Source organism: Aquabacterium sp. A7-Y (assembly GCF_026153205.1).
Classification (GTDB): domain Bacteria; phylum Pseudomonadota; class Gammaproteobacteria; order Burkholderiales; family Burkholderiaceae_C; genus Caldimonas.
On sequence record NZ_JAPFBW010000014.1, the window covers coordinates 1 to 20,087 of the forward strand.

Consider the following 20,087-nt stretch of genomic DNA (forward strand, 5'->3'; position numbering starts at 1 on the left):
CCCCGCTGTCCGGGTACGGCCAGCGACCCTCCGAGAGGGTCGGGCCTTGCTCGGGGCGGCCCGGCGCGGCGGCCCGGGGAGAGGACAGCACCCCGCTCATGCCGAAGCATCGCGCGCATCGAGTTCCCGATGGCGGATCAAGGTGGTGCCACGCGCCTGGAAGCGCCGGGCGAGTTGTTCAACACAGTAGACCGAGCGGTGCTGCCCGCCCGTGCATCCGATGGCCACGGTGAGATAGCTGCGCTGGTCCTGCTCGAAGGCCGGCAGCCAACGCCGGATGAAGGCCTCGATCTGGGCCACCATCTCGGGCACCTCGGGCTGGGCCTCCAGGTAGTCCACCACGTCGGCGTCGCGGCCGGTCTGCGGGCGCAGCTCGCGCACGTAGTGCGGGTTGGGCAGCACCCGCACATCGAAGACGTAGTCGGCGTCCAGTGGCACCCCGTGCTTGAAGGCGAAGGACTCGAACACCAGCGTCAACTTGGCGGCCGGCGCCTGCACCAGGTTGCGGATCCAGCTGCGCAGCTGGGCAGTGCGCAGCTCGCTGGTGTCGACCACGCTGGAGATCTGGCGCAGCTCGGACAGCAGCTCGCGCTCCAGCTCGATGGCCTCGATCAGCGCATGGTGCGCGTCGCCGCCCGCGGAGGACTGCTCGGACAGTGGGTGGCGCCGACGCGTCTCCGAGAAACGCCGCACCAGCGTATCGGTCGAGGCGTCGAGGAACACCGAGCGCACCGTGACACCCGCCTCGCGCAGCTTGTCCATGGCCGGCAGCAGATGGGGCAGGGAGCGGGCGCTGCGCACATCGGCGGCAATCGCCAGCCGGGCGGTCGAGCGCGCATGCTCCAGCGCCACGAAACTCTCGATCAACTCGGGCGGCAGGTTGTCGACGCAGAAATAGCCCGCGTCCTCCAGCGCGTGCAGCGCCACCGACTTGCCGGAGCCCGAGATGCCGGTGATCAGCACCACCTCGCGCCACGAAGGCGGCGAGGCGGCAGCGTTCGAATCGTTAGCGGGAGAGCTCATCAGCGTTTCCGTGTGCGGGCCGCGGTGTCCTTGGGTGCGGCGGCCGGCGCCTCGGTCGCGGCCGCTGTCGCGGTCGCGAGCATTTCCTGTGCATGCGCGAAGCTGGTGCCCGAGAGCTGCTGGCCCCCCATCATGCGGGCGATCTCGGCCACGCGCTGCTCGCCGCCGACCGGCGCGACGCCGCTGGTGGTGACACCGCCGCTGCTGGCCTTGCTGACCAGCAGGTGCTGGTCGGCACAGGCGGCAACTTGCGGAAGATGGGTGACGGCCAGCACCTGCCGGTCGCGGCCGAGCTGCTTCATCAGGCGTCCGACCGTGTCGGCCACCGCGCCGCCGACGCCGGTGTCGATCTCGTCGAAGATCAGCGTGCCGGCCTCGCCGAGCCGGCTGGTGGTCACGGCGATCGCCAGCGAGATGCGTGAGAGCTCGCCGCCGGAAGCCACCTTGCCCAGCGGGCGCGGCGTGCTGCCCTCGTGCCCGGCCACCAGGAACTCGACGCCTTCGAGGCCGAAGGATTGCGGCGCATCAAGCGCGACCAGGCTGACCTCGAAACGGCCACCGGCCATGCCCAGCACCTGCATGGCCTGGGTCACCGCCGCCGACAGCCTCGGCGCGGCCTGGCGGCGTGCTTGCGACACCAGCCGCGCGGCAGCGTCGTAGGCCTTGCGCGCCGCGGCCGCGCTGCGCTCCAGCGCTTCGAGATCGGCCGACTCCTCGAGCTGGCGCAACTCGGCCTTCCACGCTTCGAGCAGCGCGGGCAGTTCCTCCGGCGGGCGGCGGTAGCGGCGCGCCAGGCCGATCCAGGCCGACAGACGCTCATCCAGCTCCTGCAGGCGATCCGGATCGAGCTCGGCGTGGCGCAGGTAGCCGTGCAGGGTGTGCGAGGCGTCCTGCAGCTGGGCCTGGGCGCTTGTCAGCACCTCCACCACGGCCTGCAGCGAGCTGTCGTACTCGGCCACGGCCTCCAGCTTCTCGACCGCGCGGCCGGCCAGCGCATCGGCACTGCTTTCGGCCTCGCTGACCGCTTCGAGAGCGCCTTGCACCGCGTCGAGCAGGGCCTGGGCGTGACTCAAGCGCTTGTGCTCGGCGTTGAGCTCTTCCCACTCGTCGCTGCCGGGGGCGAGCTTGTCGACCTCGCCGATCTGCCAGCTCAGGCGTTCGCGTTCGCGCTCCAGGTCGGCCTGCGAGTGGCGGGCCTCGTCGAGGCGCTGCTGCGCCTCGCGCCAGGCGCCCCAGGCGGCCGACAGGGGCTTGAGGTCGGTGCCGGCATAGGCGTCCAGCAGCGCACGCACCGAGTCGTTGCGGGTCAGGCTCTGCCAGGCGTGCTGGCCGTGGATGTCCACCAGGTGTTCGCCGGCTGCCTTGAGCTGGGCCACCGTGGCGGCGCTGCCGTTGATCCACGCGCGGCTCTTGCCCTGGGCATCGATGGTGCGGCGCAGCAGCAGTTCGTCGCCGCTGTCGAAGCCGGCTTCCTCCAGCCAGGGCAGCAGCGAGGCCGGCAGGTCGAAGGCGGCGGTGATCTCGGTGCGCGAGGCGCCTTCGCGCACGACACCGGCGTCACCGCGGCTGCCGAGCGCCAGCTGCAGCGCGTCGATCAGGATGGACTTGCCGGCGCCGGTTTCACCGGTCAGGACCGAAAAGCCGCCCGCGAACTCGACGTCGAGCTCGCTGACGATGACGAAATCGCGCAAGACGATGCGGCGCAGCATCAGGACCCCACCCCTTCGTTCCAGTGCAGTTTTTTCCTCAAGGTGCCGTAATAGCTCCAGCCCCTGGGATGCAGGAAGCGCACCTGGTGCGCCGAGCGCCGCACCAGGATGCGGTCGCCGTGCAACAGGCTGGCCAGGCTCTGCATGTCGAAATTGGCGCTGGCGTCGCGCCCTGCCACGATCTCCACCGAGATGTGGCTGGCATCGGGCAGCACGATGGGACGGTTCGACAAGGTGTGCGGCGCGATCGGCACGATCACCCAGCCCTTGATGCCCGGATGCAGGATCGGGCCGCCGGCCGACAGCGCGTACGCGGTCGAGCCGGTTGGCGAAGCGACGATGAGACCATCGGCCCGCAGGTTGGCCACGAACTGGTCGCCCACCTCGACGCGCAGCTCGACCATGCTGGCCGTCGCGCCGCGGCTGACCACGACGTCGTTCATCGCGATGCCGTCGAAGATCACCTCGCCGTCGCGCACCACCTGCCCTTCGAGCATGCTGCGGTGTTCTTCCTCGTAGTCGCCGCGCAGCATGGGCCCGAGCGCCTCCTGCACCTGGTTGACCGGCACGTCGGTGATGAAACCCAGGCGGCCCTGGTTGATGCCGATCAGCGGCACGCCGTAGCGGGCCAGCTCGCGCGCAATGTGCAGCATGGTGCCGTCGCCGCCGACCACGACCGCCAGGTCGCAGTGAGCGCCGACGCCTGCCACGTCGAGCGCGGGATAGCCCGGCAAATCAGTGTTGCGGGCGGTGTCGCGATCGAGCGAGACCTCGGCGCCGAGGCGCATCACGAACTGCGCGATCTCCTCCAGCACGGGCTCGATGCCCAAGGCCTGGTACTTGCCGATCAGAGCGACGTGGCGGAAGCGCGACTGCATGGCGGGATTACACCACAGCGCCCTTGTTTTGCCGGCGTTCCAGCCGGGTGCTGCACGGGATGACAGGCGGTCTGGCGTCGTCCTGCCGCCCCGGACGCCGACCGGCCGGGGATCCGGTCGCGCCGCCTGCGTAAAGTGCCCTACCGCACGGTCCGCCAGCCGGCCTACAATCTTTTTCATGTTGGACGATCGCTCCCGGATGCTGCTGAAAACGCTGGTCGAACGCTACATCGCGGACGGCCAGCCGGTGGGTTCGCGCACGCTCTCCAAGGCCTCGGGTCTGGAGCTTTCGCCGGCGACCATCCGCAACGTCATGGCCGACCTCGAGGAGCTGGGCCTGATCGCCAGCCCGCACACCTCGGCGGGGCGGATACCGACCGCGCGCGGCTATCGCCTGTTCGTCGACACCATGCTGACCGTGCAATCGCGCGACTTCGACCCCACCGGCTTCGAAGTGGCCGAGCAGCTGCAGCCCGACCAGCCCAAGCGCGTGATCGCCAACGCCGCGCAGCTGCTGTCCAACCTGTCGCAGTTCGTCGGCGTGGTGACCTCGCCGCGCCAGCCCTCGGCGTTCCGCCACATCGAGTTCCTGCGCCTGTCGGACCGGCGCATCCTGGTGATCCTGGTCTCCCCCGACGGCGACGTGCAGAACCGGGTCATCTTCACCGAGCACGACTACAGCCAGTCGCAGCTGGTGGAGGCGACCAACTTCCTGAACACCCACTACGCGGGGCTTGCGATCGAGGAGGTGCGCCAGCGCCTGAAAAACGAGGTCGACGCGCTGCGCAGCGAGATCGCGCAGCTGATGCAGGCTGCGGTGCAGGCCGGCTCCGACGCGATGGCCGAGAACGACCCGGTGGTCGTGTCCGGTGAGCGCAATCTGCTGCAGGTGCAGGACCTGTCGAGCGACCTCGCGTCGCTGCGCAAGCTGTTCGACCTGTTCGAGCAGAAGACCCAGCTGATGCGCCTGCTGGAGGTATCCAGCCGCGCCGAGGGCGTGCGTATCTACATCGGCGGCGAGAGTCAGGTGGTGCCCTTCGAGGAGCTGTCGGTGGTCTCGGCGCCCTACGAGGTGAACGGCCAGATCGTCGGTACGCTGGGCGTCATCGGCCCCACCCGCATGGCCTACGACCGCATGATCCGCATCGTCGACATCACCGCCCGCCTGGTGTCGAACGCGCTGAGCCAGAAGTAGCGCTTCGGCGGGGCCCGGCCGCGGCACCGCAGCCCCTACAATCACGCCTTTCGGCGCGGGAGTCGTGCAAGGCGATCCGAGCGCACGGAGAGGGCCGTTAGCTCAGTTGGTTAGAGCAGAGGACTCATAATCCTTTGGTCGCAGGTTCGAGCCCTGCACGGCCTACCAAACATTCGTGCGGGTAGCGGGCCATCTTGGCAGGCCCATCTTCCCTGCCGGTTCGTGCCCCGGTACAGCGTATCCGCGCTGCACTGATCCGAAGCCCGGCCCACCATCGTCGAAACCCGGTCTGGACCTGGAAGGCGCTTATCCGCGCTTCAAGACCGGTTCAACCATGAGCGAGTGCGATCAGCGGCCCGGCCCGTCGCAGCTCGTCTCCTGCAGCGCGCAGACCTGATCGACCCAGGCTCGGAAGCGTCCGGCCGGCAACCCCGAGCGCGCGGCCGGCGCGACGTGCAGCGCGCCGCGCACCTCGGCCGGCAGGCGGTCGTCGGCATACTCGACCAGCGCCCACACCCCGTCGCAGCCCACCAGCCGGCCCGCGGCCACCATCGTGTCGTTGTCGAAGCTGTCGCCCTCGCCCAGCCGCAGCACCACCGGCGCGCCGGACGCCGGGCGGGCGCGCCCGCCCGTAGCCTGCGACTTCACGACGAGCTTGCGGCCGCTGACCCAGCCTTCGCCGCCATACACCGGCCGTGCGGAACGGCCGGTCAATTCCTCGTTGTCGCGCGCGTGGCGGATGCGGAACCAGCCATCGGCAGCTGCGGTGACCTCGACCTCCACTCGCACCTGAAAGCCGCCCGCGAACGCGTCAGCCCATGTGGGGGGCAACGTGCCGAGCACAGCGGCGGAGGCATTCGGCGCTGCGCGCACGTTGAGGCCCGCGGAGTCGGTCTCCTCGACGAACGCGCCGAACGAACAGGCGCGAGGCGAGGCCGGAGCCGCGGCGGCGCAGCCGGCGAGGGTGGCGCAGGCGAGCAGCGAAACGGCAAGGCGAAGGAGGCGGTCAGCGGCCATCGATGAGCACGTCGCAGAACGACCTGACCCCGCCGAGCGCGGCGAGGAAGCCGGAGTAAAGGTTCTGAGGAATGGGCTGGCAACCGGCAGACCAGGTGTTGATGTCGGCGGCCGCTGTTTTCGGCGGGTTGCCGCGGGCGGTCCGTCCGCATTATCGAAGCCGGCGGCCTGACGGGGCCAGCCGTCCGAGTGACGAAGTGCAATGGTGGCGGCCGTCATGCCGACTGCTCGACCCCATCGAGACCGCTTTCCTGGAGGACGACGCTTTGCGGCTCCCGGCGGAGTCGCTGTTCGAACTCCACCGCGTCTTGGCGCGGACAAAGTCGCCGCCTCCCGCCGATGGCTCACGTCCACAGCAGGACCGAGCATCCGTCGGAATGCGCCTTCCTTCCCCTGAGTGTCGCTGCGCGCCCCGCAGCTTGTGGCGCGGCTCGGAAGAAGCAGGCAGAGTGAGGAGCGTCGAGCGGTGTGAGTGCCCGCACCGGAATCCCTCAACGAGATCTGCACGATGGCGCCGAAGCCTGCCAGCTCAGCTGGCTTCCAAGGTTCACCCCGCGCCGTCACCCAGGCAACCGCCCACCTTGATGAACTTGCGACGCATGAACTCATGGGGACCGTGCAGCGCCTTGCTGCTCGCACTGTCTTGCGCGACGCCGGCCACGGCGGCCAAGGCCGCCCCGTGCCCCGACAGCGCCCAGAGCTACTGGACGACTTTCCGGGCTGCCGCACTGAAAGGCGATGTCAAGACCGTCGCCGGCCTGACCCGCTTTCCGCTCGAGGTCCACGGCCCGCTGGACGAGAGCGACGAGCACTCGGTGGCCCGCAGCCAGTTGGGCCACTGGTGGCCCAGGCTGCTGAACGCCGACCCCGGCCTGAGCGCCGAAGCCACGACCATGAAGAGCTATGTCCTGGCCCATCCGCGCTTGCAGGACGGCTTCTGCACCGCAGAAGGACAGCAGTTCCGCGTCGGCGAATGGCTGTTCCACCTCGGGCCCGAAGGGTGGCGTTTTGTCATCGCCTACGTCAACGAATGAACATCGGCAGGGAGAGGAAAGAAAAGAATGAAGCCCATCCAGATCAACGACAGCGGCCCGGAGGTCACGCAGCTGCAGCTGCGGCTGAACTCGGCCCTGGCGTCCCGCCCGCGGCTCAAGGCGGACGGACGTTTCGGCCCGCGCACCGAGCAGGCCGTGATCGCCTTCCAGCGATCCAAGGGGCTGACAGCAGACGGCAAGGTCGGCCCGCGCACCTGGCAAGCCCTGGGTCTCAAGCCGGTCCCGGCAGCGTCGCCCGGCAGCGGGGCCGACGCTACGGCACGCTGGCTGCAGATCGCGATGGACGAGGCCGGCATCGAGGAGAACAAGCTGCCCGGGCAGCACACTGCGCGCATCGCCGAATACCACCAGACCACCACCCTCAAGGCCACCGATGACGAGACCGCCTGGTGCTCGTCCTTCGTCAACTGGGTGGTCATGCAGGCCGGCGGCACCGGCACCAACAGCGCTGCCGCGAAGAGCTGGCTCACCTGGGGCACGCCGGTGAGCCAGCCGACCCCGGGCACGATCGTCGTGCTCAAGAAAAAGACCGGCGGCTACAGCTCGGCCACCGGTTCGACCTCCGGCTGGCATGTCGCGTTTTTCGTTTCGAAGACGCCGACCCACATCACCCTGCTCGGCGGCAACCAGAGCGACCGGGTCAAGACCTCGAGCTTTTCGCTGTCCACCTACGAGGTCAAGGGCTACCGCAAGTAGGCGGCACGCCCCGCCGGCCGGGACCGCCTGCCATAACCCAGCGCGGGAGCTCTTTCAGCCCCCTGTGTCGGGGACGGCCCGGCCTGCCTCTCTCCCGTGACCTCGCCTACACTCGCGCCGAGGTGACGGGAGAACCATCAGAATGACTTTGACCGCCGAGGCGGTGCTGGCACTGGCGCCCGACGACACGTCGGCCAAAGCGGCCCGCGGACTGGTAGCGCCGGCGAAGTGGCCAACGGTTGGCGCCGACGCAGCCGCCGTCTGGGGCGAGTGCCAGGGCAGCGGCAGCAAGCCCTATCAGACCCAGGTCGATCTCAACGGGCCCGCATTCCGCTGCAGTTGCCCGAGCCGCAAGTTTCCCTGCAAGCATGGCCTGGCGCTGCTGTTGATGCGCGCGGCGGATCCCGCCCGCTTCCAGGGCGCGGCCCAGCCGGCCTGGGTCAGCGAGTGGCTGCAGTCGCGCGCCGACAAGGCCGAGAAGAAGGAACAGAAGGCGCAGGCGGGTGCGAGCGCTCCGGCCGATCCGGAGGCCGCAGCCAAACGCAGTGCGTCGCGCTGGGACCGCATGGCCCATGCCGGCGAAGAGTTGCAGCGCTGGTTGTGCGACCAGGCCTCGCGTGGGCTGGGCGGGCTGTCGGATGCACAGCGCGGCGAGTGGAAGACGCTGGCTGCACGCCTGGTCGACATGCAGGTGCCCGGCCTGGCGCAACGTGTGCTCGACGCGGCCGAGCGGATCGGTCAGGGCAGCGACTGGCCCGAGCACCTGCTGACGGCGCTGGGCAGCCTGCAACTGGCCTGCGATGCGCTCAAGCGCCGCGAGACGCTGAGCCCCGCGCTGCGCGCCGAATTGCGCACCGTGCTCGGGTGGCCCTTCGACAAAAGCGAAGTGATGGCCGAGGGCGAGCCGGTGCGCGACTGCTGGCTGGTGCTCGGGCAAATCACCGAAGAGCGCGCCGGCCGCCTCAGCGAGCGTCGCGTATGGCTGCAGGGCGCCAGCACCGGGCGACGCGTGCTGCTGCTCGATCACGCCTATGCCGGCCGGGGTTTCGAGCAGGGCTGGCTCACCGGCCAGGCGCACGATGCCACGGTGGTGTTCTTCCCCGGCGCCAGCCGCTTGAGGGCCTTGATCGGGCAGTTGCACGGCAGCGCCGAGCCGGTGCTGCCTGCCGTCACGAGCTGGCAGGACGAGTGGCAGCTGCTGGCAGACCGCGTGGCCGCCTCCCCCTGGACCGAGCTGCACCCCCTCGTCCTGGCCGATGTCGTGCCGGTGCGCGAGGGCGAGACATGGCGGCTGCTGGCCGATGGCCGGGCGCTGACCCTGGTGCTGAGCGAGGCGGACGGCTGGCTGCTGCTGGCGCACTGCGGAGGCCGACCGGCCCGGCTGATGGGCGAGTGGAACGGCAACACGCTGCGGCCGCTGGCCGCCTGGAACGATGACGGCCTGTGGCAGCGAGGAGGCGACGCATGAGCGTTTGGACCCCATTGCTGCCGGCAGCCATGGTCGGGACCGAGCGGGCGCCGGCCTGGTCCGCCGCCCTGCCCGGCCCGATCGGCGCGGTCCTTCGCGAGCTGGAGGCGGCGGCACCCGATGCCGCGACCCGTCTGCTGCAAAGCGCCGCGGTGCTCGCCACCTGCTCGCGGGCCGGCGCCCAGGGCGTGTTGCGCACCTCCCCGAAGCCAGCCGCCGCCGCGTCCGACCGCTGGCCGCCGCTGCCCGCCGGGGCGCTCCAGCTGCACCTGGCCTGGGCCCTGCGCGAAGGCCCGGCGCGCCTGCAGCACGAAGCGCTGTGCCATTTGGCCGAGGCCGGATGGCGGTTGCCCACCACGCTGCTGCCACTGGCGCTGGATCTCGGCCGACGCGCCACGCCCTTGCGAAGCTCGGTCATCGCAGCACTGGGTGAACGCGGCCTGTGGCTGGCTCGCCAGAACCCGGAATGGCGCTACGCCGCGGGCGCCAGCGCAGCAGCCGACGACGAGGACCGCTGGGCCCACGGCAGCATCGAGCAGCGCCGCGAACTGCTCGCGCAGGAGCGCGGCCGCGACCCGCAGGCGGCGCGCGAGCGCCTCGCCGCGGAGCTGCCGGGTCTGGCGGCGCGCGAACGCGCGGACCTGATCGGCACGCTGGCCCACCGGCTCGGCCCCGACGATGAGCCGCTGCTGACCGGCCTGCTCGGCGACCGCAGTCGCGAGGTGCGGCAGCTGGCCGTGGGACTGCTGGTGCGCCTGCCCGACAGCGCCTTCGTGCGACGCGCCGGCGAGCGCCTGGCTGCCTTGCTGCGGCAGGAGCAGTCGCCGCTGCGCCGCCGCTGGCAGATCGAGGCGCCCGCCGCGGCCAGCCCCGACTGGGACCAGGACGCGATCGACGCCACCCGCCCCAAGCAGGAGTCGCTGGGCGAGCGCGGCTGGTGGCTGTACCAGCTCGCGAGCCGCGTGCCGCTGGCCTGGTGGAGCGGCCACACCGGCCTGAGCCCCGCCGAACTGGTCGCCTGGGGCCTCAAGTCGGACTGGAGCGAGGCGCTGCTGCGCGCCTGGCGCGACGTGCTGCTCCAGACCGCCGAGCTCGAGGCCATCGAAGCCCTGCTGGCCGGCTGGCCGCGCAAAGGCCCCAGCCTCGATGCCGCCGCCCTGCTCGCCCTGCTGCCCCTGGAACGCCGCGAGCGCCACTGGCAGCAGCAGCTGTCGCAGGGCGCGAACGCCTGGCGCACGCTGCTGCCGCAACTGCTCGACGCCTGCCCGAGCGGCGTGCACCTGTCGCCCGCCTTCTCGGAGGCGCTCGCCGGCGTCATCCGCAGTGTGCTGGCCGACCCCAGCATCGTCTACGACTACACGCTGCGGCCGGTGCTGCCCGAGCTGTGCTGCCTGTTGCACCCATCGACCCTGTCCTTGCTGGCCGCGCTGCCGCAAAGCGGGAACGAAACCCCGGCCCATGCCGAAGCCCTCCACACCGCAAGCCGCATCGTCGAGGCCCGGCGTGTCTTTCACTCACCGACTTCCGCCCCCACCGCACCATGAGCACCTCCTCTGCCTCCCACGTCCTGCGCCAGCATGCCGAACAGCGCTTCGCGGAGGAGCTGGCCGAGCTGCAGCGCCACGACCAGCGCCATCGCCCCGAGCACTGGAAGCTGTCGCCCTGGGCGGCGGTCACCTACCTGATGGGCGGCCGGCTCGACAACGGCTACGAGGTCAGCCCCAAGTACATCGGCAACCGCCGCCTGATGGAAATCGCGGTGGCCACGCTGGCGACCGACCGGGCCCTGCTGCTCTACGGCGTGCCGGGCACCGCGAAGTCCTGGGTGTCCGAGCACCTGGCCGCCGCGATCAGCGGCGACTCGACCCTGCTGGTGCAGGGCACCGCCGGCACCAGCGAGGAGCAGCTGCGCTACGGCTGGAACTACGCCAGCCTGCTGGCGCACGGACCGAGCGAGAACGCCCTGGTGCGCAGCCCGCTGATGCAGGCCATGCGGCGCGGCCAGATCGCGCGCATCGAGGAACTGACACGCATCCCGGCGGATGTGCAGGACAGCCTGATCACCGTGCTGTCGGAGAAGACCCTGCCCATCCCCGAACTGGGCTCCGAGGTGCAGGCCGTCAGCGGCTTCAGCGTGATCGCCACGGCGAACAACCGCGACAAGGGTGTCAACGAGCTGTCCGCCGCGCTCAAGCGCCGCTTCAACACCGTGGTGCTGCCGGTCCCGGCCACCGAGGACGAAGAGGTCGCCATCGTGGTCAAGCGGGTCGCCGAGATGGGCCGCGCGCTGGCCCTGCCGGCCGAACCACCGGCCTTGAAGGAGGTGCGCCGCATCGTGCAGATCTTCCGCGAGCTGCGCAACGGCCGGACCGAGGACGGCAAGATGCAGATCAAGTCGCCGACGTCCACGCTCTCCACCGCCGAGGCGATCTCGGTGATCAGCAGCGGCCTGGCGCTGGCCGGCCACTTCGGCGACGGCGTGCTGCGCCCGCACGACATGGCATCGGGCCTGATCGGCGCGGTGGTCAAGGACCCGGTGCAGGACAGCGTGGTGTGGAAGGAATACCTCGAGACCGTGGTCAAGGAGCGCAGCGACTGGAAGGACCTCTACCGCGCCTGCCGCGAACAGGTCTGAGTCGGCTGCGATGGGAACTGTCGCGGCCGGCAAGCCGCACCTCTTCGGCATCCGCCACCACGGGCCGGGCTGCGCGCGCAGCCTGCTGAAGGCGCTCGACGCGCTGCAGCCCGACTGCCTGCTGGTCGAGGGCGCACCGGAGGCCGAAGGCCTGCTGCGGGCGATCGTGGACGAGGCAATGCAGCCGCCGGTGGCACTGCTCAGCTACTGCCCGGATGACACGACGCTGGCGGTCTACCACCCCTTCGCCGTGTTCTCGCCCGAGTGGCAGGCCTTGCGCTGGGCCATGTTGCGCGGGGTGCCGGTGCGTTTCATCGACCTGCCGCTGGTGCACGCGCTGGCGCTGGAGCAGCAGCAGACGCAGAAGCAGCAAGACGAGGCGCCGGCCAACGAAGCGGCCGACACAGAAGCCGAGGTGGAGCCTGACATCGCGCCCGATGGGGTGCTGGACGACGCGTCCGGCGGCGAGCCAGTCGCCGAGCGGCCCGACACGGACGACCCGCTGGACTGGCTCGCCCGGGCCGCCGGCCATGCCGACGGCGAAAGCTGGTGGAACCACATGGTCGAGGAGCGCGGCGACGGCGAGGAACTGTTCGCAGCCATTGCCGAAGCCATGCTGACCCTGCGGCTCGAACTCGGCGAGCAGGGACGGCGCGATCCCGAGGAGGCCCGCCGCGAGGCGCTGCGCGAGGCCCACATGCGTCAGTGTTTGCGCGAGGCACAGAAGGCCGGGCATGAACGTATCGCGGTGGTCTGCGGCGCCTGGCACCTGGCGGCCTTGCAAACAAACACGCCGGCCAAGGCCGACCAGCAGCTGCTCAAGGGCCTGCCCAGGGTCAAGGTCCACAGCACCTGGATCCCCTGGACCTACCGGCACCTCGCACGCAGCAGCGGCTACGGCGCCGGCGTGACCTCGCCGGGCTGGTACGAGCACCTGTGGAGCGGTGGCAACGCCGGGCAGCCGTCGCGCGCAGTGGGCTGGCTGGCCCGCGTCGCGCGCCTGATGCGCGACCGGGACCTGGACTGCTCGTCCGCCCATTTGATCGAAGCCGCCCGCCTGGCCGAGACGCTGGCCGCCCTGCGTGATCGGCCGCAACCCGGCCTGGACGATCTCAACGAGGCGGTTCGTACGGTGCTGTGCATGGGCGACGACACGGTGCTGCGCCTGGTCGAGGCCGACCTCGTGGTCGGCGACCGGCTCGGCACGGTACCGGCCGACGTGCCGGCGGTGCCCTTGCAGCGCGATGTCGAACAGGCGCAGAAATCGCTGCGCCTCAAACCGGAAGCCCTGAGCCGCACGCTGGACCTGGATCTGCGCAACACCAACGATCTCGCGCGCAGCCGGCTGCTGCACCGTCTTCGGCTGCTCGACGTGCCCTGGGGGGAGATCGCGCGCACCGGCCGCAACGCGCGCGGCACCTTCCACGAGGTGTGGTCCCTGCAATGGCGGCCGGAGTACGCACTGCGCCTGATCGAGGCGAGCCGCTGGGGCCGCACGGTGCTGCAGGCGAGCACCGCGCGCGTAATGGATCGCGCCGCACAGGCTTCCAGCCTCCAGGAACTCGCGGCGCTGGTCGACCAGGTGCTGCTGGCCGAGCTGCCCGACGCCGTCGAGCCGGTGACCCAGGCGCTGGAGCGCCGCGCCGCCGGCACCGGCGACGCGATGCAGCTGCTCGCGGCCCTGCCCCCGCTGGCCAATGTGTTCCGCTACGGCAGCGTGCGGCAGACCGACGGTGCGCTGGTCGCCCATGTGCTGGACGGCCTGATCGTGCGCGCCTGCATCGGCTTGCCGCTGGCCTGCACCTCGCTGGACGACAGCGCCGCCGAGGCCTTGCGCGAGCAGATGCTGGCGGCCCATGGTGCCGTGGCCTTGCGTGCCGCCCCCGAGCAGAGCGAAGCCTGGCGCCGCGCGCTGGGCAGCCTGAGGCAGCAGTCCGGCAGCCACGCGCTGCTGGCCGGGCTCGCCAGCCGACTGCTGCTGGACGACGCTGCGCTCGAAACGCGCGAGGTGGCACAGACCCTGGAACTGCAGCTCTCGCGCGGCGCTCCGCCGGCCCAGGCGGCGGCCTGGCTGGACGGCTTCCTCAACCGCAATGCCGCGGTGCTGTTGCACGACCCCACCGTGTGGGCGCTGGTGGACGGCTGGCTCGCGCAACTGAGCGAAGAGCACTTCCTCGCGGTGCTGCCGCTGACAAGGCGTACCTTCGCCGCCTTCAGTGCCGGCGAGCGGCGCGACCTCGGCGTGCGCGCGCGCGGTTCGGCGGGTGCCGCCGCGACCGCAACCCCGGCCGACGCGGGCTGGGACGAGGCGCGCGCGGCCCTGCCCCTGCCGACCTTGCGCCAACTGATCGGACTCGCCTCATGAGTGACGACACCCTGCTCCCCGATGAAACGCAGCGCCTGCGCCGCTGGCGCCTGGTGCTCGGCAGCGAAGCCGAGGCGAGCTGCGGCGCGCTGGGTGGCCCGCTGACCGAACTCGACCAGGCGCTCGCGGCCCTCTACGAGCCGGACGGGCCGCATGGGCTCGGTGGCGGCAACCGGCGCGGAGGCCGTGGCGGTTCGGCCCCCACGGTGGCGCGCTGGCTGGGTGACATCCGCAAGTACTTCCCGAGCTCGGTGGTGCAGGTGATGCAGCACGATGCGCTGCAGCGCCTGAACCTGCGCGACATGCTGCTGCAGCCGGAGATGCTGGAAAGCGTGCAGCCGGACGTGCACCTGGTGGCCAACCTGATCTCGCTGGCCGGCGTGATTCCGGCCAAGACCAAGGCCACCGCCCGGCTGGTGGTGCAGAAGGTGGTCGACGACCTGATGCGGCGGCTCGAGGAGCCGATGCGCTCGGCGGTGAGCGGCGCGCTCGACCGCAGCCAGCGCAACCGGCGGCCGCGCCACAGCGAGATCGACTGGCACCGCACCATCCGCGCCAACCTGCGCCACTGGCAGCCCGAGTACCGCACCGTGGTGCCGCAGCAGCTGCACGGCTGGGGCCGCAAGTCGCGGCGGCCGCAGCGCGAGGTGGTGCTGTGCATCGACCAGAGCGGCTCGATGGCGAACTCGGTGGTGTATTCGAGCATCTTCGGCGCGGTGCTGGCCTCGCTGCCGGCGGTCAGCACGCGCCTGGTGGTGTTCGACACCTCGGTGGTCGACCTGAGCGACAAGCTCGACGACCCGGTGGAGCTGCTGTTCGGCGTGCAGCTGGGCGGGGGCACCGACATCAACGGCGCGGTGAGCTACTGCCAGTCCATCATCCGCGAGCCGCGCAACGCCATCTTCGTGCTGATCTCCGACCTCTACGAGGGCGGCGTGGAAGCGCAGCTGCTGCGCCGCGCGGCCGACCTGGTGGAGTCCGGGGTGCAGTTCGTCACCCTGCTGGCCCTGAGCGACGAAGGGGCGCCGGCCTACGACCGCGCGCTGGCAGCGAAGCTGGCGGCGCTCGGCGTGCCTTCCTTCGCCTGCACGCCCGATGCCTTCCCGGGGCTGATGGCCGCCGCCATCCGGCGCGATGACATCGCCGGCTGGGCCGCGGCGCAGGGACTGGTGACCCAGCGTGCGGCGGGCTGAACCCCGGGGCGCGTCAATGCCGGCTGATGCAGGACCGGACCCGTGCACGGGCCGGTTGAAAAAACGCTAGTTCGCTGACAACAACGCATCCAGGCGCGCGAAATCCACGGGCTTGGTGAGGTATTGCTCGCATCCGGCCGCCTCCGCCGCAGCCGCGTACTCGTCGGGCGACCAGCCGCTCAACGCGATCAGCCGCAGCGGCCGGCCGCGCGACTCGGCGCTCAGCCGGCGCGCCAGCTCCAGTCCGCTGACGCCGGGCAGCGCCAGGTCCAGGATCACGCAGTCGGGATGGAAGGACGCGGCGCTGAGGAGGGCCTGCTCCGCGTCGCGGGCGATGGCGACCTCATGGTCCGCCAGCTTCAGCAGTGAAGCCAGCAGGCCGGCTGCCTCCTCGCAATCGTCGACCACCAGAATGCGCAGGGGAGCGCCGGTCTTTGTCTTCTCTTGGGTGAGGGGGGCTCTCGCAGGAGCCGGACGATATGCGCCGGGTCTTGCCGTCGGCGTTCCGGGATTCGACGATCTCATGGTCATCCTCCTTTCTCCGTGGCCTCCCCAGCCGAGCAATCGGGATGCCATACCGACCTGGCACCACGCGTGCTTTCCGGGTTGCCCGGCGCGCGCCCCTGCGCCGCGCACGGGTGCGTTTTGAAATGCCTGATTCTCACTGCGGCTCCCTAGAATCACCCCATGAGCCCCACCACTCCCTCGCTGCCTGACGTGGGCGACATCATTCCCAGCGCCCTCAACTTCCCCGTCGTGGGTATAGGCGCTTCGGCAGGGGGACTCTCCGCGCTCCTGCGCTTTTTTCAACACCTGCCGGCGGACAATGGCATGGCCTTTGTCGTCATCCTGCATCTCTCGCCCCAGCACCCGAGCGATGTCGACACGCTGCTGCAGGGCGTGACGAAAATGCCGGTGGTGCAGGTCAAGGGCAGCACGTCGATCGAGGCGGGCCACGTCTACGTGATCTCGCCGACCAAACACCTCTCGATGAACGACGGCTATCTGAGCGTGGAGGAGCAGCACCGCCCGCACGGACGCCATGTCGCCGTCGACCTGTTCTTCCGCAGCCTGGCGCTGGTCCACCGCGACCGCGCCTTCGCCATCGTGCTCTCGGGCACCGGCTCCGACGGGGCCGGCGGCATCGCCCGCATCAAGGAGCAGGGCGGCGTCACGCTGGCACAGCTGCCCGAGGACGCCGAGTTCGACGGCATGCCGCGCGCCGCGATCGCGACCGGCGCGGTGGACTGGGTGCTCCCGGTCGTCGAAATGCCGCAGAAGCTGATCGAGATATGGGGCAACGCGCGCCGCATCCAACTGCCCGAGGTCAAGGACGAGGAAAACGCCGTCCCACAGACCCACACGCAGCTCAGCGCCTCTGCGCAGAAGGAATCCGACGAGGCGCTGCGCGACATCATGCTGACGATGCGCACCCGCACCGGCCACGACTTTCGCCACTACAAGCGGGCCACCGTGCTGCGCCGGCTGGAACGCCGGCTGCAGGTCAACGCCCTGCCCCACCTGCCGGCCTACCGCGCCTTCCTGAACAAGCAGCCGGAGGAAGCCCCCGCGCTGCTGAAGGATCTGCTGATCGGCGTGACGAACTTCTTCCGTGACCGGGAGGCCTTCGAGGCGCTGGAGCGCGAGGTGCTGCCGAGCCTGTTCGACCGCACCCTGGGGCACGACATGGTACGCGCCTGGGTGCCCGGCTGCGCCTCCGGCGAAGAGGCCTACTCGATCGCGATGCTGCTGCATGAACACGCGGCCCTGCATTCCAGCCCGAGGGAAGTACAGATCTTCGCCACCGACATCGACGAGCAGGCCATCGCCATCGCGCGCAGCGGCGCCTATCCGGAGTCCATCGTCACCGATGTGCCGCCCACCCGGCTGCGCCACTTTTTCCAGAAGGAGGCGCACCAGTACCGCATCCGCAAGGAGGTGCGCGAGAAGGTCCTGTTCGCGGCCCACAACATCCTGCGCGCCCCGCCTTTCTCGCGTCTGGACCTCATCTCCTGCCGCAACCTGCTGATCTACCTGGACCGCGAAATTCATCCGCAGATTCTGGAGATGTTCCACTTCGCGCTGCGTCCGGGCGGCTATCTTTTCCTGGGCAGCTCCGAGTCCGCCGACGCTGCTTCGCAGCTTTTCTCGGTGGTGGACAAGAAAAACCGCATCTACCGCGCCAACGCCGTGCCCCACGCCGCCCGCTACACCACCAGCGTGCCCGCCCGCACCTTCGAGACGCCGCCCCTGCCCGGCCGCGAGACCGGCGTGGAGCGGCGCAAGGTCACCTATGCCGAGATCCACCAGCGCCTGGCCGAGCAATACGCGCCGCCCAGCGTGCTGATGGATGCCGACTCCAACATCGTCCACCTCTCCGAGCAGGCCGGCCGTTTCCTGCGCTATGCCGCCGGCACGCCCTCGCACCACCTGCTCACGCTGGTGCGCCCGGAGCTCCGGCTCGAGTTGCGTACCGCGCTCTACCAGGCCCTGCAGACCGGCAAGAGCGTCGAGGCCCGGCGCGTGCGCCTGGGCGACGAGAACCAGCGGACCCGCTACGTCAACATGGTGGTGCGCCCGGTGCAGGAGCCCTCCGCCGGCGGCCAGCTGGTGATGGTCGTGTTCGCCGAGGCCGAGGACTCGCTCGCGAACGATGCGGCGGCCCCCGACGCCCAGGGGCGCGACCCGCTGATCATGCAGCTGGAGGAGGAACTCAAGCGCACCAAGGAACAGCTGCAGAACACCATCGAGCAGTCGGAGAGCTCCACCGAGGAGCTCAAGGCCTCCAACGAGGAGCTGCAGGCGATCAACGAAGAGCTGCGCTCCACGACCGAGGAGCTGGAGACCAGCAAGGAAGAGCTGCAGTCGATCAACGAGGAGCTGATCACGGTCAACCACGAGCTCAAGACCAAGGTCGAGGAAACCGGCAAGATCAACGACGACCTGCAGAACCTGATCGCCTCGACCGACATCGCGACTGTCTTCATCGACCGCGGCATGGCGATCAAGCGCTACACGCCGCGGGCGACGCAGATCTTCAGCATCATCCCGAGCGACGTCGGCCGCTCGCTGCTGGACATCCGGCACCGCCTCGACTACGAGACGCTGGCCGACGATGCGACCGAAGCCTTCCAGTCGCTGCGTCAGATCGAGCGCGAGGTCTCGAGCAGCGACGGCAAGTGGTATCTCGCGCGCCTGCTGCCCTACCGCACCACCGAGGACCGCATCGACGGGGCGGTGCTGACCTTCATCGACATCACCACCCGCCGCCAGGCCGAGGAGAGCATGCGCCTGGTGGCCGAGAGCACCAAGGACTACGCCATCATCACGATGGACCTGGAGGGCCGCATCACGACCTGGAACAAGGGGGCCGAGCGCATCTTCGGCTACCCTGACTCCGAGGTGGTGGGCAAGTCGCTGTCCTTCCTGTTCGGTCAGGACGACGACGCCCCCCCCGAGGGCCTGCAAGGTGAACTCCGGCGCGCCCGCGAACAGGGCCGCGCCGAGGACGACCGCTGGCACCTGCGCATGGATGGCATGCGCATCTTCTGTAGCGGCATCGTGACGCCGCTCTACCGCGACGGTGAACTGCAGGGCTACGCCAAGATCGCGCGCGATCTGACCGGCAGCAAAAACCTGGAGGGCGAGCGCGAGGCCCTGCTGCGCCGGGAAACCAGCGGCCGTGCCGTGGCGCAGATGAGCAGCGACCTGAAGGACGAATTCCTGGCCGTCCTGTCGCACGAGCTCAAGAACCCGCTGAACCTGATCCAGATGAACGCGGAGCTGCTGACCCGGCTGCCGGGGGCTCGCGAGGTGCCGGCCGTCGTGCAGGCCGCCGAGACCATCCACCGCACCGTGCTCAGCCAGGCCCAGATCATCGACGACCTGCTCGACCTGTCGCGGCTCAACACCGGCAAGCTGACGCTCAGGCGCACGCAGGTGGATTTCCTCGCAATCGTGCAGCGCATCGCCGAGGCGGTCGCCGCCGACGCACTGGCCAAGCAGCTGGACATCCAGCTGGAGCTTCCCGAGCAGCCGCTGCTGCTGCACGCCGACCCGGTGCGCCTGGAGCAGATCACCTGGAACCTCGTCAGCAACGCGGTGAAGTTCACCCCCAGCGGCGGCCAGGTGGTGCTGCGCCTGGGCCTGGTCGAAGGCGAGGCCCGCTTGGAGGTGGTCGACAATGGCCGCGGCATCGAGCCCGAGTTCCTGCCCAAGGTGTTCGACATGTTCCAGCAGGCCGAGTCGCGCAGCATCCGCCACGAAGGCGGGCTGGGCATCGGGCTGGCGCTGGTGAAGCAGCTGGTCGGGCTGCACGGCGGCCGGGTCGAGGCGCGCTCGCTGGGCACGGGCCACGGCACCACCTTCGTCGTCTGCCTGCCCACCGGCCCCGACGAGCATTGCGCCAAACCGCAGGGCGGGCCGGGCCAGCAAGGCGGGCTGGAAGGGGTGCGGGTGCTGCTGGTCGACGACGAGCGCCAGACTGCCGAGACCTTGCGCCGGCTGCTCGGCATGGAGGGCATCGACGTGAAGATGGCGAGCAGCGCTCCCGAGGCGCTGGCCCTGTGCGAGAAGGAAAGCTTTGACGTGATCGTGTCCGACATCGCGATGCCGGGCATGGACGGCTATCAGCTGGTCGAGCGCCTGGTCGCGATGCCGCGGCACGCCCAGACGCGCAAGATCGCGGTCAGCGGCTTCGGCCGCCCGAGTGACGTGCAACGCGCGCTGGCGACGGGTTTCCACGCCCACCTCAGCAAGCCGGTCACCTTGGAGCAGCTGTTGCGCAGCCTGCACCAGGTGCTGCAAGAGACCACGCCCGACAGCGCGGGCTGAGGCCGCGGCCCGCCCTCGGG

Annotated in this window: 14 protein-coding genes and 1 tRNA gene; 10 read left to right on the forward strand and 5 right to left on the reverse strand. The window is 70.2% G+C overall.

The window, feature by feature from the left end; genetic code table 11:
- Window positions 1-96: 96 nt before the first annotated feature.
- Genes rapZ through OOT46_RS14210 form a run of 3 tightly spaced genes read right to left on the reverse strand, consistent with a single transcriptional unit; the run spans window position 97 to window position 3,610 of the window.
- A complete protein-coding gene (rapZ, locus tag OOT46_RS14200; RefSeq protein WP_265404269.1) occupies window positions 97-1,023 on the reverse strand; it encodes an RNase adapter RapZ in 927 nt (308 codons plus the stop codon).
- Window positions 1,023-2,732, reverse strand: a complete 1,710-nt coding sequence (recN, locus tag OOT46_RS14205; protein ID WP_265404270.1) for a DNA repair protein RecN — start codon at window positions 2,730-2,732, stop codon at window positions 1,023-1,025. Before recN ends, rapZ begins: the two co-directional genes overlap by 1 nt.
- Complete coding sequence (locus OOT46_RS14210; RefSeq protein WP_265404271.1) at window positions 2,732-3,610, reverse strand: NAD kinase; 879 nt, start codon at window positions 3,608-3,610, stop codon at window positions 2,732-2,734. Before OOT46_RS14210 ends, recN begins: the two co-directional genes overlap by 1 nt.
- A gap of 178 nt (window positions 3,611-3,788) precedes the next feature.
- On the opposite strand from OOT46_RS14210, the gene hrcA reads away from it, so the two are divergent.
- Window positions 3,789-4,805 carry a heat-inducible transcriptional repressor HrcA gene (hrcA, locus tag OOT46_RS14215; RefSeq protein WP_265404272.1) on the forward strand — a complete coding sequence of 339 codons (1,017 nt, stop codon included), beginning with the start codon at window positions 3,789-3,791 and terminating at the stop codon, window positions 4,803-4,805.
- 91 nt (window positions 4,806-4,896) lie between these two features.
- Window positions 4,897-4,973, forward strand: a tRNA-Ile gene (locus tag OOT46_RS14220).
- Between the two features lie 180 nt (window positions 4,974-5,153).
- On the opposite strand, the gene OOT46_RS14225 is transcribed toward OOT46_RS14220, so the two are convergent.
- Complete coding sequence (locus OOT46_RS14225) at window positions 5,154-5,822, reverse strand: SH3 domain-containing protein (RefSeq protein ID WP_265404273.1); 669 nt, start codon at window positions 5,820-5,822, stop codon at window positions 5,154-5,156.
- 599 nt (window positions 5,823-6,421) lie between these two features.
- Here OOT46_RS14225 and OOT46_RS14230 point away from each other — a divergent pair.
- The 7 genes from OOT46_RS14230 to OOT46_RS14260 all read left to right on the forward strand — a co-directional run bounded on the left by OOT46_RS14230 (window position 6,422) and on the right by OOT46_RS14260 (window position 15,234).
- The gene (locus tag OOT46_RS14230) at window positions 6,422-6,856 is read left to right on the forward strand and encodes a hypothetical protein (RefSeq protein WP_265404274.1); all 435 of its coding nucleotides are present in this window, start codon (window positions 6,422-6,424) and stop codon (window positions 6,854-6,856) included.
- A gap of 27 nt (window positions 6,857-6,883) precedes the next feature.
- The gene (locus OOT46_RS14235) at window positions 6,884-7,573 is read left to right on the forward strand and encodes a TIGR02594 family protein (protein WP_265404275.1); all 690 of its coding nucleotides are present in this window, start codon (window positions 6,884-6,886) and stop codon (window positions 7,571-7,573) included.
- A 142-nt stretch (window positions 7,574-7,715) separates the two neighbouring features.
- A complete protein-coding gene (locus OOT46_RS14240) occupies window positions 7,716-9,041 on the forward strand; it encodes an SWIM zinc finger family protein (RefSeq protein WP_265404276.1) in 1,326 nt (441 codons plus the stop codon).
- Window positions 9,038-10,585: a DUF5691 domain-containing protein gene (locus tag OOT46_RS14245; RefSeq protein WP_265404277.1), complete on the forward strand. Its 1,548-nt coding sequence runs from the start codon at window positions 9,038-9,040 to the stop codon at window positions 10,583-10,585. Before OOT46_RS14240 ends, OOT46_RS14245 begins: the two co-directional genes overlap by 4 nt.
- Window positions 10,582-11,676 carry an ATP-binding protein gene (locus tag OOT46_RS14250; RefSeq protein ID WP_265404278.1) on the forward strand — a complete coding sequence of 365 codons (1,095 nt, stop codon included), beginning with the start codon at window positions 10,582-10,584 and terminating at the stop codon, window positions 11,674-11,676. The genes OOT46_RS14245 and OOT46_RS14250 overlap by 4 nt, the downstream gene beginning before the upstream one ends.
- A gap of 10 nt (window positions 11,677-11,686) precedes the next feature.
- Window positions 11,687-14,041, forward strand: coding sequence for a DUF5682 family protein (locus OOT46_RS14255; protein WP_265404279.1), 2,355 nt, complete (start codon window positions 11,687-11,689; stop codon window positions 14,039-14,041).
- Window positions 14,038-15,234, forward strand: a complete 1,197-nt coding sequence (locus OOT46_RS14260; RefSeq protein WP_265404280.1) for a VWA domain-containing protein — start codon at window positions 14,038-14,040, stop codon at window positions 15,232-15,234. Before OOT46_RS14255 ends, OOT46_RS14260 begins: the two co-directional genes overlap by 4 nt.
- A 66-nt stretch (window positions 15,235-15,300) precedes the next feature.
- Here OOT46_RS14260 and OOT46_RS14265 read toward each other — a convergent pair whose 3' ends face one another.
- On the reverse strand, window positions 15,301-15,642 hold the full coding sequence (locus OOT46_RS14265; protein ID WP_265404281.1) for a response regulator: 342 nt from the start codon (window positions 15,640-15,642) through the stop codon (window positions 15,301-15,303).
- Between the two features lie 279 nt (window positions 15,643-15,921).
- Here OOT46_RS14265 and OOT46_RS14270 point away from each other — a divergent pair, with 279 nt between their 5' ends.
- Window positions 15,922-20,067 carry a CheR family methyltransferase gene (locus tag OOT46_RS14270; protein WP_265404282.1) on the forward strand — a complete coding sequence of 1,382 codons (4,146 nt, stop codon included), beginning with the start codon at window positions 15,922-15,924 and terminating at the stop codon, window positions 20,065-20,067.
- The last annotated feature ends 20 nt before the right edge of the window (window positions 20,068-20,087 follow it).

Bases quoted from the DNA above. Each gene is read 5' to 3' on its own strand.
- OOT46_RS14255 (WP_265404279.1), top strand. From the start codon at position 11,687: ATGGGAACTGTCGCGGCCGGCAAGCCGCACCTCTTCGGCATCCGCCAC.
- OOT46_RS14225 (WP_265404273.1), bottom strand. From the start codon at position 5,822: ATGGCCGCTGACCGCCTCCTTCGCCTTGCCGTTTCGCTGCTCGCCTGC.
- OOT46_RS14235 (WP_265404275.1), top strand. From the start codon at position 6,884: ATGAAGCCCATCCAGATCAACGACAGCGGCCCGGAGGTCACGCAGCTG.
- OOT46_RS14240 (WP_265404276.1), top strand. From the start codon at position 7,716: ATGACTTTGACCGCCGAGGCGGTGCTGGCACTGGCGCCCGACGACACG.
- OOT46_RS14245 (WP_265404277.1), top strand. From the start codon at position 9,038: ATGAGCGTTTGGACCCCATTGCTGCCGGCAGCCATGGTCGGGACCGAG.
- recN (WP_265404270.1), bottom strand. From the start codon at position 2,732: ATGCTGCGCCGCATCGTCTTGCGCGATTTCGTCATCGTCAGCGAGCTC.
- OOT46_RS14260 (WP_265404280.1), top strand. From the start codon at position 14,038: ATGAGTGACGACACCCTGCTCCCCGATGAAACGCAGCGCCTGCGCCGC.
- OOT46_RS14270 (WP_265404282.1), top strand. From the start codon at position 15,922: ATGAGCCCCACCACTCCCTCGCTGCCTGACGTGGGCGACATCATTCCC.
- rapZ (WP_265404269.1), bottom strand. From the start codon at position 1,023: ATGAGCTCTCCCGCTAACGATTCGAACGCTGCCGCCTCGCCGCCTTCG.
- OOT46_RS14210 (WP_265404271.1), bottom strand. From the start codon at position 3,610: ATGCAGTCGCGCTTCCGCCACGTCGCTCTGATCGGCAAGTACCAGGCC.
- hrcA (WP_265404272.1), top strand. From the start codon at position 3,789: ATGTTGGACGATCGCTCCCGGATGCTGCTGAAAACGCTGGTCGAACGC.
- OOT46_RS14250 (WP_265404278.1), top strand. From the start codon at position 10,582: ATGAGCACCTCCTCTGCCTCCCACGTCCTGCGCCAGCATGCCGAACAG.
- OOT46_RS14230 (WP_265404274.1), top strand. From the start codon at position 6,422: ATGAACTCATGGGGACCGTGCAGCGCCTTGCTGCTCGCACTGTCTTGC.